Source organism: Parabacteroides sp. PM6-13 (genome assembly GCF_029892605.1).
GTDB lineage: Bacteria > Bacteroidota > Bacteroidia > Bacteroidales > Tannerellaceae > QVMG01.
Window position 1 is genome coordinate 114,725 of sequence record NZ_JARXWF010000006.1, and the last position, 13,978, is coordinate 128,702.

A 13,978-nucleotide genomic window follows, 5' to 3' on the forward strand; every position below is an offset into this window, starting at 1 on the left:
GCTTAGAAACTACTCTCCTGCGGCATCACCAGCCAGAGGATCAGATACACCAGAACACCGGCAAACACCGTAAAGACACTTAATAAAACATAGGCAACACGCACCAGCGTAGGATCCCAACCTAAATAGTTGGCTATACCGCCACACACACCTGCAATCATCTTGTCTTTAAGAGAACGTGTCAGTCTTTTCCCTTCCATAAATAAGCTATTTTTTGTTTTCGATTAAAATATTCAAAACAAAGATAGTGTTTTCTTTTTAAGGATCTCAGAAGCATTAGGGACTTTATACCGATTATTTTCGTATCTTTGTCGATGAACAATCGAGTTTATATTGTATCTTTCGTCACAAGGCTTTGCGCTGTCTCCTGATTGGCAGGTATTCCTATCGTCAAAATCGACAACAAAATCAACTTCCTTGTTTGTAGTATTAACCGTCGCGAAGAGAAAACTTTCGTGGCATATATTGAACCAACCTGATAGATAAGACAGGAATAGAAAAAAACAATGACATTTAAAGAATTAGATATTATAGAGCCGATAATAAAGGCTCTGCAAGAGAAAGGATATGAAAATCCAACCCCTATACAGGAGCAGGCGATACCGCCTGTCTTAAACAACCGCGACCTCTTGGGCCTGGCACAGACCGGTACCGGTAAGACGGCTGCCTTTGCGATACCCATTATTCAACAATTACAGGAAAAAAAATCCGGCGGACGACGTCGGGAAATAAAAGCGCTGGTGCTCACGCCTACGCGGGAATTGGCTATTCAGATCGACGAGTGTTTCAGCGATTATGCCAAGTACACCGATCTGCGACATACGGTTATTTTCGGAGGGGTAAACCAAAACCCGCAGGTAGAAAAGTTGAAACGGGGTGTGGATATCCTGATTGCCACACCGGGACGCTTATTGGATCTGATGAACCAGAAGATTATCAATCTGGATTTTATCCGCCATTTTGTATTGGATGAAGCAGACCGTATGCTCGATATGGGCTTTATTCACGACATCAAACGCCTATTGCCAAAACTGCCGAAAAAGAAACAGACACTTTTCTTTTCGGCCACGATGCCCGACTCTATTGTCGCCCTCTCACGCTCGATCCTGTATAAACCGGTCCGAGTAGAGGTGGCGCCCGTTTCTTCGGTGGTAGATACGATTGAACAATACATCTATTTTGTAGAAAAGCCTGAGAAGAAAGACCTGTTGATCGATCTATTAAAAAAAGACAGGGAGAAATCCGCTCTTGTCTTCTCGCGCACAAAACACGGAGCCGACAAGATAGCCCGGATCCTCTCGAAGGCAGGGATAGGCAGTGCGGCTATTCATGGTAACAAATCGCAAAACGCCAGGCAACGAGCCTTGGCTGACTTCAAGTCGAATCAGATACAAGCATTGATTGCAACCGACATTGCTGCCAGAGGGATTGATATCAACCAGCTGGAACTGGTGATCAACTATGACCTGCCCGATGTGGCAGAGACCTACGTGCATCGCATCGGCCGGACAGGACGCGCCGGACATAGCGGCATGGCACTCACCTTTTGCTCTACTGAGGAGTATCCGATGGTCAAAGACATTCAAAAGCTCACAGGAAAGAAACTGAACACGGTACCGGCTTCGGTATAAATGGAAATTATTAAAAACTAATACATAAAAGATGGCAATATCATTTAACAAAAGAGAATTAGAGAAGAAGAAAGAACAGAAAAGGCAAGAAAAGCTAAAACGCAAAGAGGAGCGTAAAGCGAACAGCGGCAACACCACCTTTGAAGACATGATTGCGTATGTGGATGAGAATGGTGTGATCACTGATACGCCGCCCGAACAAACTAAAAAGCAGATCGACTTAGAGGATATTATTATCTCTACGCCGAAGAAAGAGGACGTGGAAGATCCAATCTTAATGGGAAGAGTGGAGCATTTCAACCCCGACAAAGGGTATGGTTTTATCAAGAACCTCGACAATATGGAGAAATATTTCTTCCATATCAGCAGCGCTCCGGCGCAAATCAAAGAGGGGAATAAGGTGACATTCGAACTGGAACGAGGGCTGAAAGGCCTGAATGCCGTAAGAATCGCCCTGGCCGACAAACCGGCACCCAAAGCGACACCGAAAGAAACGCCTGACGAAACAACCGCGGATGCGGAATAATAAGTCCTTAAGGACATTAAAGACTTTAAGAAGTTCAATGACAAAAGAAAGAAGGCCGGATCGTACGATCCGGCCTTCTTTCTTTTTATGATCGAAAAGCTTTTTGTTATGCTTTTGCTTCTACTTCTGTGATGGAAACGTATGAACGATCACCTTTTCCTTTGTGGAACAATACAACACCGTCAACCAACGCATACAATGTATGGTCTTTACCGATGCCTACATTCTTTCCCGGATGGTGAGCCGTACCTCTCTGACGAATCAGAATGTTACCAGCTTTCGCTGTTTCTCCACCAAACAACTTCACGCCTAATCGTTTACTGTGCGATTCGCGTCCGTTCTTCGAACTACCTACACCTTTCTTATGTGCCATTTTCTTCTAAATCTTTAAACGTTAAGCAACAATTTCTTTAATACTCACTTCTGTGAACTGTTGACGGTGCCCGTTCAACTTGCGGTATCCTTTTCTTCTTTTCTTGTGGAAAACCAATACCTTGTCACCTTTTACCAGCGGAGAAAGCACTTCGCAAACTACTTTCGCGCCTTCCACCGTAGGAACGCCTACAGTCACTTGTCCATTGTTGTCAACCAACAATACTTTGTCAAACTCAACAACAGCTCCACTTTCAACGTTAGGAATGTGGTGTACGAACATCTTCTTTCCTTGTTCTACCTTGAACTGTTGTCCGTTAATTTCTACAATTACGTACATCTGTTTTTTTATCTTTAACAGGTTATATCCCGGGGGTGGGCGTCGTCTCCGATTCCTCTTGTCTACCCTCTGCGGAAAATCAGAGTGCAAAATTACTGTATCCGAATCTATTATCCAAATATTCCTGTCGTTTTTTCGCTCCTTAAAAGCCGAAAGGACCGAAATCGGGCGTTTCTTCTTCGCTTTCTTTTCCTTTAATATAGATAACAGTATCTTGTAACTCTATAACCATCGTCGGGTCAAGCTTAGTTAGAATCGCTTCGCATTGCTGCCGACTGTCGCAACAAACGCAAGCTTCATAAGTATCCTCCTCCCCACCCTTCCGAAGCCAGACACCTTTGTAGTCCAGCTCCTTCAAGCGTCCCGAAAGATCTTTGCTGATATTGGATAAAGAGATTGGTCCTCGTGCATATTTCAACACACCCGAATAGGGAGGTTCTGCCTGCCATTTCTCCGGAAAAACAGGAAGAGCATTATCCGTTTCCGGGAAATAGTGATCAATTAACCCATCGACACCCTTTTGTGCCGCCTCCGAACCGGAAGGAAAAACCACCGACACATAACGATTCCCGATCACTCCAAGCCATTGATAAGGAGACAAACAACTTATGCCTCCTCCCAGATCGGCCTGCTGACAACGAAACACCTGCATGGAATAAATACCAAAAGCATCTTCCGGCGTCGGCATCTCATAGATATCAATCGTATAGGATTCCCCGTTCCACGTCACATCCCGATTGGTCAGTTTCTCCACACCATATTCCAGAAACAGATCTGCCCCACCATTCATAAAGCCATACAAGCCCTGCCCTGTAAACACACGCTCGCGAGTAATGGATAATTGACAATGGATAATGGATAATTGACTACATGCAAAGCATAAAAATAAGACCAATAAGACCTTTTTCACATTAGTATACTCCTTAATTGCTTTAAGTGATTTCCGCTTTGCTCCAATTTTTAATTCTTCACTCTTCATTCTTCATTTTTAGCTATCCATTCTCAATTCTACAAGATCGATCTTTTCCAAATCGCTCACTCCCAATTTCAACTCATCAGCCAATTCCATGAAAAGGCGTGATCCTTTCCGATCCTCCTTCTGAATACCTTCCTCAATTCGTTTCTTGATGATAACCTCATGGGCAATGCGGTCGACTGCTACCGGATCGGTGCCGGCCAGGATCGTTTTATACTGCGTAATAAATTGAGGATTTGCTCCCGGTCCTCCGTCGAAACAACCGATCAAGCCATCGGCGATATTCAGTACCACCTTATCGCGCAAGGGCGGAAAAGCACAAACATACGCGCAGGTCTCGTGCCATAGGTCAGTATGTAAGCGCTGTGTATTAGAAATGGAACCAAAGCCCAGGTTCTTCAGGCACACCGTAATGGAATAACCAGCGTTCTTCAATATAGGCACATTGATAATCTTGGTCACCTCTTCGGTACATATCTTTGTGAAATAAGAATTCTTACCACCATTCACCATATAAGGCATCGTATAGGCATCGTATTCCCCTTCGACATCGGCATAGAGATAATGCGCCTTATCGATGCGGTCTTCGCTATAATAGCGCCCTTCGGCATTGATATAACTCTTGTTTTCATCATAACACTCCGTAGAAGAGATCTTTATACCCGGATAGTTAGCCTCCGTAAAACCGGAATCTTCCAGGTTCTCCTGTCGACGATCCCAGATCACCAAACGTTCACGAGGAATGCCTGCCTCCTCCAGTTGTTTCACGATCGCTTGGGTCACCGCATGCGAAGTCGACAACAATTTCCCGCCTATCGGGTTCACTTTGATACCGATCACATCCTCCGGTCCGACAAACTGCCTCCAGGCCTTCTTCAGATCGGTTTCGCCGGTGAGCTTCAGTAGGCACTCTTTCACCATATCATAAGCAACCGTTTCGGATGGTCTTCCGTCGACAATGCTGCCAGCATGATCTACTTTGACCACTTTCCCGGGGTATTTACCCGGCATCGACTGCGCCGTTCGCGGAATAGATTTCGCAACGTCTATATTGGTTTCAGGTTTCACCTTTTCCTGCATAAGAGAAGGAGCCGCTTTGATAATCGGAGTGACGGCTGCACCTACTCCACCAGCCATTATCGTTCGGAAGAATTTACGTCTTTCCATAATATGTTGATTTAGTGTTATGAATCACAAACATACAAAAATAATCCACGAAAGAAGACTCAATCCTACACAAAAAAAGGAACCGTTTTCAGTTCCTCTTTTTCATTTCTTTTATCAGATTCGCTTTGAATCTGTTTTGAAGTCAACTTTATTTCTTTGATTTTTTAGCAGCCTTTGCAGCCTCTTTCGCTTTTGCTTTCGCCTCTTTCTCTGCTACTTTTGCAGCCTTTGCTGCAGCTTTGTTTTTTGCCTTAGCATCCCTGATAGCTGCTTTTCTTACTATTTCCTGATTTTCTTTAGCCGCTTTAATAGCTCTTGCAGTCGCTTTGCTTTTTGCTTTCGCTTCTTTCTCTATTTCTTTAGCTGATTTAGCAAAATCTTTCTCTTTTGCGTTAGCATTTTTCTCAGCGGTCTTAGCTACCTCTTTTACATGTACAATCTCTGCTGTATTTATTTCCTTTGTATCCTTTACTATCGTAGTACTCTTTATTTCTTTCTCTTTCAGCAATACAGAATAATGATCTGCAATATTTAAGAACGGTTCAAAAGAATACTTCTCTGCCTTCTCCCCATGGTAGCGGGTGTAGGTGCCTTTCAGTACCAGTCGGGCATCTTCCATCCAAGGCTGCGAAAGCAATGTCTTTTTGTATTTCACCACCTGTATCTTCTTCGGTTCATTTTTCCAAACCACGTAAGCCGATTGAATAGCCTTTTCCCCTTTACTCAATTGGGCAGCGCGGCGGTAATATTTATCTTTATTTCCACCCTGCAACACTATTGGTGCCAACTCCAACGACTCCGATCCGGAGCAGAGTACGGGCGTAATCGTCAACGTATGATATTTCACCAAAGGGATATCTGTTACACAGATGGTTGCCTGAAAGAAAGCCGAGTCATTTTGCATAAACAAATCATAATCTTCCACAAAAGCTTTTCCTTTATAAACAGCCGTCTGTTGAGCCTGAACAGAAAACACAGAAGCCACCAACAGGCAAAGTGTAATTAGTATATTTGTTTTCATCTTCCTGATCATTTGATAAAGTAACTAATAGATATACCGGCCTTTGTTATTCCCCAATAATCGGTCTTAAACAGCCCCAGATACTCCTGCTGGCCCTCTTTCATGACAAACTTGTCGTACTCAAAATAGCCATACCCAAAGCCTGCAGTAAACTCAATACTCCAACGAGGCGACAGATAGAGTTGATACCCGTAAGAGATACCACCGCCATAACCTGTTCCATCGTAAGCGTGATCTTTGTTCATACCAAAAGGTAAATCCACTTTTTTGAAAACATAATCCATATAATACCCATGCAAACCAATAAAATGTCCGTTGAACCGCTCTACCGGCCAATAACGGAATTCCGGCTGCACCAGCCAGTGTTTCAACGACTCTTTCTTGGTGATCTCGAAAGGCACATAATTTCCGGAAATATCCCCAGTAAAATGCCGCCCCAAAGAGAACTCAACGCCCAGGTTCGGGCAGGTAAGCGCATCATACAGCCCATTCGTTTTAACAGCGACGTATTGAGCGGAGGCGCTCAAAATGGATACAAGGCAACAAAATACAATTAACCCTATTTTCTTCATATATACATGTTTATATATGTGTTACATGACGCATAAAGCGCCTAAAGATACATATTTCTTTGATATTCTTTACTGTATGGATTTTATTCTTCTATTAATCCAGCTTCAGAACAGCCAGGAATGCCTTTTGCGGCACCTCTACCGTACCGATCTGTTTCATGCGCTTTTTCCCCTCTTTCTGCTTCTCTAACAGCTTACGTTTACGCGAGATATCTCCTCCGTAACACTTAGCCGTCACATCCTTACGCACGGCTTTGATCGTTTCACGGGCAATAATCTTCGAACCGATAGCCGCCTGGATAGCAATATCAAACTGCTGACGTGGGATCAACTCTTTCAGTTTCTCACACATACGGCGACCAAAAGGCACACTGTTGTCGAAGTGGGTCAGCGTTGACAACGCATCCACCGGTTCTCCATTCAATAAGATATCCAGTTTCACCAGTTTGCTCGGACGGAAATCATGCAGATGATAATCGAACGAGGCATATCCTTTGGAGATACTCTTGAGCTTATCGTAGAAATCGATCACAATCTCGCCCAAAGGCATGTCGTAATGGATCTCCATACGCTCACCCGATATATATTCCTGTTTCAAGAGAATACCACGTTTGCCCAGACAAAGTGTCATGATGGGGCCAATAAACTGCGTGGTAGTAATCACCGACGCGCGGATATAGGGTTCGTCGATATGTTCAATCTGTGTCGGATCGGGCAAACCGCTCGGGTTATGCACCTCCATGCAGTTTCCTTTTTTGTCGTACACCTTATACGATACATTGGGAACCGTCGTGATCACATCCATATTGAATTCGCGATCCAACCGTTCCTGTACGATTTCCATATGCAACAATCCCAAGAAACCGCAACGGAAACCAAATCCTAATGCTACCGAGCTTTCCGGCTGGAAGGTAAGCGAGGCATCGTTGAGTTGTAATTTCTCTAACGAGGTACGCAGGTTTTCGAAGTCTTCACTATCGATCGGATAGACACCGGCAAACACCATCGGCTTCACCTCTTCAAATCCAGCAATAGCTTCCGAGGCGCCATTCTTCACATGCGTGATCGTATCCCCTACCCGCACCTCTTTCGAGGTTTTGATTCCGGAGATAATGTACCCCACATCTCCCGTGCGTATCTCATCACGGGGCGACATAGAGAGTTTCAATATACCCACTTCGTCCGCGTCGTATTCCTTTCCGGTAGCGATAAACTTCACATGATCGCCTTTGCGGATCACACCGTTCACCACTTTGAAGTAAGCAATAATACCTCGGAAAGAGTTGAATACCGAGTCGAAGATCAAACATTGCAACGGAGCTTCCGGATCACCCTTAGGAGCGGGCACCCGCTCGATGATGGCATCCAGGATATCCATCACCCCTTCGCCGGTCTTTCCACTGGCACGAATGATGTCATCAGGAGAGACTCCTAACAGCTCCACGATCTGATCCTCCACCTCTTCCGGCATTGCGTTCGGGAGGTCTATCTTATTGATAATCGGAATTATTTCCAGGTCATTCTCAATCGCCATATAGAGATTGGAAATTGTCTGAGCCTGTATCCCCTGTGCCGCGTCGACAATCAGTAGCGCGCCTTCACAGGCCGCGATCGAACGGGATACTTCATACGAAAAGTCAACGTGCCCCGGCGTGTCAATCAGGTTAAAGATATACTTTTCTCCGTTTTTGACATATTCCATCTGGATCGCATGACTCTTGATCGTGATACCTCGCTCACGCTCCAGATCCATATCGTCCAGTACTTGCGCCTGCATGTCTTTGCCTTCGACAGTTTTGGTATATTCAAGCAAACGGTCGGCCAGGGTACTCTTGCCATGGTCAATATGGGCAATAATACAGAAATTGCGAATATTCTTCATCTGCTAATTCTCATTTTGAGGTGCAAAGATAGTGAGAATCTCGCAAAGACAGACAAAATCAGGAAGCAAAAACAACTGAAACAGATGTTGCTCACTCTTGTCGTTTCAAATTTGACTTTCTTTTTTGTCAGCCTGTTGGGATGAGTTATTTTTAGTAAACTGTCTGAAAATAGAAAATGCAAGTGGAACAACTATCGTTAGTAAAATTTCTTTGACTTGAAAATTCAACTTAAATATCACGATAGCAAGTGCACAAAGAAACCAAACAACTCCAGTTGCCAAGAAATAATCATAAAAAAAGCTCCTTGAATTTTTCATCACATTATTATTTTGAATTTGATTTTTAACTTTATCGAGTGTTGCCTTATAAGACTCCAACACCTCAGAGCTTTGATTTAATGACTCCTCATCAACGTCATAATCAAGTGCACTAAAAAGGATCTTAACCGTAAAACTTCGCGGGTTGACTTCTCCTGATTCAATTCGTTGCAATGTTCTAACATTTATATTACATTTTTCAACCAACTCTTCTTGAGTCAATCCCTTTTGTTTTCTAAGTTCTACTATTTTCCGTCCTAACTCTGGTTGTTTCATTTTTTACTGAAATTTTCGACAAAGATATGTCTTGCTTCAAAATCAAAATATTTTTTAGATAGTCTTTTGCCCGACATTTACCCGACATTCTATTTGCCGGGTGTTAATAAGGGGCTTTGTTCAATAAATTCTTTATAATCACTTCGTATTCTTTGACTTGTTTTACTACATGCTCTTTTTCAATGGCTCCTCCTCCGCGGGAAAAGACTGTTTTTCCTGATCGATCTAAAATAATCGTCATGGGGAAACCGGATTTAATCGTTAATCGACTACTTTCCTCCCGTTCGATGGGGCATACCGGAAACGGTATATTATGCTTTTCTACACATTTCACAGCTCGCTCTTTGGGATCGACCGTAAATGACAAGAACAAGAAGGAAGGGTTCTCTTTAAAGGTAAGATACAATTTCGACAAATCATCCAACTCAGCCATACAGGGCCTACAGCTTTCGAACCAAAAATTCATTAAAACGACTTTGTCATCCAACATATCCCGGGTAATGGTATCCCCATCCAAAGAAACAGCCGTAAAATCCGGAAAAGGTTCTGTTTTTCTGGCTTGATGTAAGTCATTTCTTTCCGCAAAATACGCGGCGAGTAGCATATTGGTTGAATCTTTCTGATTCAGATCAAACCGTTGGGCAAACAAGGTTGGGCAAATAGTCAAAGCCACAATTGCAACAATCAAATATTTCATACTATGTTTTCGGATAATTATTTCATCTGTTATAGAGCGCCACAAATATAGGTCAAGCGATTTGACTTGTTGCCCAAATCGCGGGATTTTTATTCCCGTTTCCCTACCGTTTTTTTTATTCTCACCCGCATGAGAAAAAATTCTCATGCGGGTGAGAATTTTTTTGCACGGTTTTTAAAGGGGTGAGAAAAATGCGATTTCAGGGTTCTATCACACCAATTCCGTCAGTTCCCCCAAAGCGGCTTTTAGAATAAATGTCCAAATAAAAAAACGAAAGAAGCAGCCAATTAGCATAAGCGTAGCGGCCGTTTTAGGTTTTACCTTGTAAAAGCCCAGGGTAAAGATCGACATACTGCCCAGGAAAGGAATCCAGGCGAAGAGAGCTACCCACACCCCATATTTGTCAATATATTTCTTTTGTTTTTCAATACTTGTCTTCTTCACTTTCAGCCGCTCCAACCACTCCAGTTTACCCAGCCAGCCAATACCGTAAGAGGTCATACTACCCAACCAGTATCCGATGGTTCCAATAATCAGGCATGCCCAGGCATCGCCTCCGGCCAGTAGCATCCCGATCAGAAACACATCCGAACTGACCGGAATAAAACTACCGGCCAAACAGCATCCGATAAAAAGACCTACATAGCCTAAATTGAGCAGCCACTCCATGTTTCTTGTCGCTTATTCTATTTTTCGCGCAAGTTACAACATTTAAATGCATCATTTTACAGGTAATTGTACATATTTACGTGTCGTGATTTGGGGTTTAGCTTACTTTTGTATTCTTCAACGAAAACTACATAAAAGAAGAAATACAAATGAAGAAAAAACTGAATGTAACAAAATGGATGGTGGGCGTTAGCGCACTCTTCCTATTGGCCTGTACGGAAAAGGCACCCGAGAAAATCGATCGCTATGCTCTGGTAGAGCGAAACAACCCACATGTAACAGAATTTGAAGAACTATCCTCCCTGTCGGTCGGGAATGGAAATTTCGCGGTAACGGTGGATGCCACTGGCTTGCAGACCTTCCCGGAACTATACACAGCCGGTGTTCCCCTGGGGACACAATCGCAATGGGGCTGGCATAGCTTTCCGAATACGGAAAAGCTAACCCCTGAAGAGACATTGAAAAACTATAACTTCCGGGGATGGGATGAGCCTTACGCGGTACAATTTAATGACCCGGGACGTCCACAAGATGCTGCCAACTATTTCCGGATCAATCCGCATCGCTTGCATCTGGGCTATATCGGGTTGGAACTGACGGATGAGAATGGTCAAAAGCTGAAAGCAGATGCCATTCGCTCCATTGATCAGGAACTGAATCTCTGGGATGGACGAATCGACAGCCGCTTCTCTATTGGCAGCGACTCCGCTTGTGTAAAAACCGTCGTAGACCCGGTGAAAGACCGCTTAGCAGCTGAGGTAAGCTCCGCACTGATTGGTAAAGGAAGAATGCAGTTGAACCTTCGTTTCCCCTACCCGACCGGACAACATGCCGACGATGCCACAGACTGGAATTCTCCGCAAAAGCATAAAACAGAGATTGTTTCCCAAGACGAATCCTCATTCGTATTGAAAAGAACATTGGACGAAACGGTCTATTATCTGACTGTTACCTACAGCGGAAAAGCGACTGTAACAGAGAAGGAGGCTCATTATTTCGTTATTACTCCCGAAGCAGATAATTTCCATATTGCCTGTGAATTCACTGATAAGAGTCCGGCAAATAAAGTATCCACAGTAGAGGAAACCTTTACCGCCTCGGCGGCCTACTGGCAGGATTTCTGGCAAAGAGGGGGTGCTATTGATTTCTCTCGTTGCACGGACGAGCGCGCATCGGAACTGGAACGCCGTATCCTGCTTTCACAATACATCATGGCCATACAGTCGGCCGGTATGTATCCTCCGCAGGAGACCGGATTGACCTATAACAGCTGGTTTGGGAAGTTCCACCTGGAAATGCATTGGTGGCACGCGGTTCATTTTGCTTTATGGAACAGAGCTGACCTGTTGGAAAGAAGCATGGACTGGTATGCACAGGCTTATCCTGTGGCAAAGAGTATCGCTGAGCGACAGGGATTCAAAGGCGCCCGTTGGATGAAGATGACAGATCCTTCGGCTATGGAAGCGCCCTCCAAAGTGGGTTCATTCCTGATTTGGCAACAGCCCCATTTTATCTATATGGCCGAACTGATCTACCGCAATAATCCTTCACAGGAGGTGATTGATAAGTATGCTTTTCTGGTAAACGAAACAGCCGAATTCATGGCTTCATTCGCCACGTATGATGAACTGGAAGGGCGTTATATCCTGAAGGGTATTATCCCTGCACAGGAGACCCTAAGAGCATCGGAAACCATCAATCCTCCTTTTGAATTATCCTATTGGCATTACGCCATGTCGGTTGCCCAGCAATGGAGAGAACGTGAAGGCAAAAAACGCAAACCGCAATGGGATGAACTTATTGACAAACTATCGCCTCTGGCTTATCAGGATGGATTGTATCTGGCTTCGGAAGATGCCGTCGATACCTACATCGATATTCGCTTCACGTCTGATCATCCGGCCATATTAGGTGCGTTGGGTATATTGCCGCAGTGCAAACTGGTACGTCCGGATTATATGAAGAATACGCTCAACTGGATATGGGACAACTGGAACTGGGGGAAAACATGGGGATGGGATTACCCGATGACCGCTATGAGTGCTGCCCGTCTGGGTGATCCGGAGAAGGCGGTAGGTGCTCTGTTGATGGATAAGCGTACCAATACCTATCTGGTGAATGGGCATAACTACCAGGATTCCCGCTTGCGTATCTATCTTCCGGGTAATGGAGGATTATTGACCGCTGCCGCTATGATGTGTGCCGGTTGGGATGGCAACACAGTGAAAAATCCGGGATTCCCCAAAGACGGTACCTGGAATGTGGTGTGGGAAGATTTGCAACCTATGCCGTAAGCAACTGAGAGAAGAATAAACAAAGTAAATATTCAAAAGCAATAGATAGTATGAAACGACAGATATGGTTAATAGGACTATTCGTATTGGCCACATTCACTATGAATGCCCAGAAAACTGCCATTCACTTTACCGAGTCGGAAATGAAACGGTTCCCCGAAGCCTGGCAACTGGATCATGGCAAACGCCTTTATTTCGGATATGGACAGGGGTTAGGATGCCGTGCGATGCTCAAGGTATGGGAGAAGACAAACGATGACAAGTTCCTGAACTATGTGATTGCATGGGCTGATACCATCATCAATGAGCAGGGCGAGATTCATCTGTACGATGTAGCCACCTATAATATTGATTACATCAACTCCGGAAAGGTGTTGTTCGAAGTCTACAAGCAGACCGGAGACGAGAAATACCGCCTGGCAATGGATCGGCTGGTTGCCCAGATGAAGGTACATCCCCGCACCCATGAGGGGGCTTTCTGGCATAAATTGATCTATCCCCATCAGGTATGGCTCGATGGACTCTATATGGGTTCTCCTTTTCTGGCGGAATATGCTGTCACCTTCGATCAGCCACAATGGATCGATGATGTAGTGAATCAATTTATTGTTTGTGCCCGACACACCTATGATGCCCAAACTGGACTCTATTACCATGCCTGGGATGAGAGCAAAAACCAACGCTGGGCCAATAAAGAGACCGGACAGTCGCCTAATTTCTGGGGACGGAGCATTGGTTGGTGGTTTATGGCTTTGGTAGATGTTCTCGACTTTATCCCGCTCGATCATCCACAGCGTCCGGAACTTATCCGCATGATCGAAGGATTAGCAGAGACACTTCCCCGCTACCAGGATAAAACGGGACTATGGTACCAGGTGGTCGACAAGGGTGATAAGGCGGGCAATTACCTGGAGGCATCTGTCTCCTCCATGTTTATGTATGCCTATGCAAAGGCGGTAAACAAAGGATATATCAATCAAAAATACCGGAAGATAGCCGAAAAGGCGTACGATGGATTGATGAATACGCTTATCGTGACCAACGATGACGGCACACTGACATTGACACAATGTTGCGCTGTGGGTGGCTTAGGGGGAAACCCTTACCGTGATGGTAGTTTTGAATACTATATCAATGAGCGTATCCGTGAGAATGATGCCAAGGCAAATGGTCCCTTTATTATGGGTTGCCTGGAGTTAAACAAATAATGTATCTCAAAAAAAACAATATGAAAAAG

General features: G+C 44.4%; 14 protein-coding genes and 1 pseudogene. 4 read left to right on the plus strand and 11 right to left on the minus strand.

Annotated features, from left to right (window positions below):
* Positions 1-2 precede the first annotated feature (2 nt).
* A complete protein-coding gene (locus M2134_RS07585) occupies positions 3-200 on the minus strand; it encodes a PspC domain-containing protein (protein ID WP_280750123.1) in 198 nt (65 codons plus the stop codon).
* 306 nt (positions 201-506) lie between these two features.
* Here M2134_RS07585 and M2134_RS07590 point away from each other — a divergent pair, with 306 nt between their 5' ends.
* Together M2134_RS07590 and M2134_RS07595 are read left to right on the plus strand one after the other, a co-directional pair.
* Positions 507-1,631, plus strand: coding sequence for a DEAD/DEAH box helicase (locus M2134_RS07590; RefSeq protein WP_280750124.1), 1,125 nt, complete (start codon positions 507-509; stop codon positions 1,629-1,631).
* 31 nt (positions 1,632-1,662) lie between these two features.
* A complete protein-coding gene (locus M2134_RS07595; protein ID WP_280750125.1) occupies positions 1,663-2,157 on the plus strand; it encodes a cold shock domain-containing protein in 495 nt (164 codons plus the stop codon).
* Positions 2,158-2,263: 106 nt separating this feature from the next.
* Here M2134_RS07595 and rpmA read toward each other — a convergent pair whose 3' ends face one another.
* The 10 genes from rpmA to M2134_RS07645 form a co-directional block, all read right to left on the minus strand.
* Positions 2,264-2,530, minus strand: coding sequence for a 50S ribosomal protein L27 (rpmA, locus tag M2134_RS07600; RefSeq protein ID WP_280750126.1), 267 nt, complete (start codon positions 2,528-2,530; stop codon positions 2,264-2,266).
* A gap of 21 nt (positions 2,531-2,551) precedes the next feature.
* Positions 2,552-2,869 carry a 50S ribosomal protein L21 gene (gene rplU / locus M2134_RS07605; protein WP_280750127.1) on the minus strand — a complete coding sequence of 106 codons (318 nt, stop codon included), beginning with the start codon at positions 2,867-2,869 and terminating at the stop codon, positions 2,552-2,554.
* A gap of 142 nt (positions 2,870-3,011) precedes the next feature.
* Positions 3,012-3,779: a DUF6599 family protein gene (locus tag M2134_RS07610; RefSeq protein WP_280750128.1), complete on the minus strand. Its 768-nt coding sequence runs from the start codon at positions 3,777-3,779 to the stop codon at positions 3,012-3,014.
* A 78-nt stretch (positions 3,780-3,857) separates the two neighbouring features.
* Positions 3,858-5,012, minus strand: a complete 1,155-nt coding sequence (locus M2134_RS07615) for a DUF362 domain-containing protein (protein WP_280750129.1) — start codon at positions 5,010-5,012, stop codon at positions 3,858-3,860.
* A gap of 148 nt (positions 5,013-5,160) precedes the next feature.
* Positions 5,161-6,033: a DUF3868 domain-containing protein gene (locus tag M2134_RS07620; RefSeq protein WP_280750130.1), complete on the minus strand. Its 873-nt coding sequence runs from the start codon at positions 6,031-6,033 to the stop codon at positions 5,161-5,163.
* Positions 6,034-6,041: 8 nt separating this feature from the next.
* Complete coding sequence (locus tag M2134_RS07625) at positions 6,042-6,605, minus strand: DUF3575 domain-containing protein (RefSeq protein WP_280750131.1); 564 nt, start codon at positions 6,603-6,605, stop codon at positions 6,042-6,044.
* Positions 6,606-6,699: 94 nt separating this feature from the next.
* Positions 6,700-8,487 (minus strand): translation elongation factor 4, encoded by a 1,788-nt coding sequence (gene lepA / locus M2134_RS07630; protein WP_280750132.1) that lies wholly within the window; start codon positions 8,485-8,487, stop codon positions 6,700-6,702.
* A gap of 105 nt (positions 8,488-8,592) precedes the next feature.
* The gene (locus M2134_RS07635; RefSeq protein WP_280750133.1) at positions 8,593-9,081 is read right to left on the minus strand and encodes a helix-turn-helix domain-containing protein; all 489 of its coding nucleotides are present in this window, start codon (positions 9,079-9,081) and stop codon (positions 8,593-8,595) included.
* Between the two features lie 103 nt (positions 9,082-9,184).
* Entirely contained in the window at positions 9,185-9,925 is a 741-nt protein-coding gene (locus tag M2134_RS07640) for a TlpA disulfide reductase family protein (RefSeq protein WP_280750134.1), read from the minus strand.
* A gap of 63 nt (positions 9,926-9,988) precedes the next feature.
* Positions 9,989-10,447 carry a VTT domain-containing protein gene (locus M2134_RS07645; protein WP_280750135.1) on the minus strand — a complete coding sequence of 153 codons (459 nt, stop codon included), beginning with the start codon at positions 10,445-10,447 and terminating at the stop codon, positions 9,989-9,991.
* 179 nt (positions 10,448-10,626) lie between these two features.
* On the opposite strand from M2134_RS07645, the gene M2134_RS07650 reads away from it, so the two are divergent.
* Entirely contained in the window at positions 10,627-12,741 is a 2,115-nt protein-coding gene (locus M2134_RS07650; RefSeq protein WP_280750165.1) for a hypothetical protein, read from the plus strand.
* A gap of 128 nt (positions 12,742-12,869) precedes the next feature.
* A pseudogene (locus M2134_RS07655) lies at positions 12,870-13,949 on the plus strand (glycoside hydrolase family 88 protein); the annotation flags it as partial.
* Between the last annotated feature and the right edge of the window lie 29 nt (positions 13,950-13,978).

Bases quoted from the DNA above. Each gene is read 5' to 3' on its own strand.
- M2134_RS07585 (WP_280750123.1), bottom strand. From the start codon at position 200: ATGGAAGGGAAAAGACTGACACGTTCTCTTAAAGACAAGATGATTGCA.
- M2134_RS07615 (WP_280750129.1), bottom strand. From the start codon at position 5,012: ATGGAAAGACGTAAATTCTTCCGAACGATAATGGCTGGTGGAGTAGGT.
- M2134_RS07625 (WP_280750131.1), bottom strand. From the start codon at position 6,605: ATGAAGAAAATAGGGTTAATTGTATTTTGTTGCCTTGTATCCATTTTG.
- M2134_RS07590 (WP_280750124.1), top strand. From the start codon at position 507: ATGACATTTAAAGAATTAGATATTATAGAGCCGATAATAAAGGCTCTG.
- rpmA (WP_280750126.1), bottom strand. From the start codon at position 2,530: ATGGCACATAAGAAAGGTGTAGGTAGTTCGAAGAACGGACGCGAATCG.
- M2134_RS07635 (WP_280750133.1), bottom strand. From the start codon at position 9,081: ATGAAACAACCAGAGTTAGGACGGAAAATAGTAGAACTTAGAAAACAA.
- rplU (WP_280750127.1), bottom strand. From the start codon at position 2,869: ATGTACGTAATTGTAGAAATTAACGGACAACAGTTCAAGGTAGAACAA.
- M2134_RS07650 (WP_280750165.1), top strand. From the start codon at position 10,627: ATGGTGGGCGTTAGCGCACTCTTCCTATTGGCCTGTACGGAAAAGGCA.
- M2134_RS07595 (WP_280750125.1), top strand. From the start codon at position 1,663: ATGGCAATATCATTTAACAAAAGAGAATTAGAGAAGAAGAAAGAACAG.
- M2134_RS07645 (WP_280750135.1), bottom strand. From the start codon at position 10,447: ATGGAGTGGCTGCTCAATTTAGGCTATGTAGGTCTTTTTATCGGATGC.
- M2134_RS07620 (WP_280750130.1), bottom strand. From the start codon at position 6,033: ATGAAAACAAATATACTAATTACACTTTGCCTGTTGGTGGCTTCTGTG.
- M2134_RS07640 (WP_280750134.1), bottom strand. From the start codon at position 9,925: ATGAGAATTTTTTCTCATGCGGGTGAGAATAAAAAAAACGGTAGGGAA.
- lepA (WP_280750132.1), bottom strand. From the start codon at position 8,487: ATGAAGAATATTCGCAATTTCTGTATTATTGCCCATATTGACCATGGC.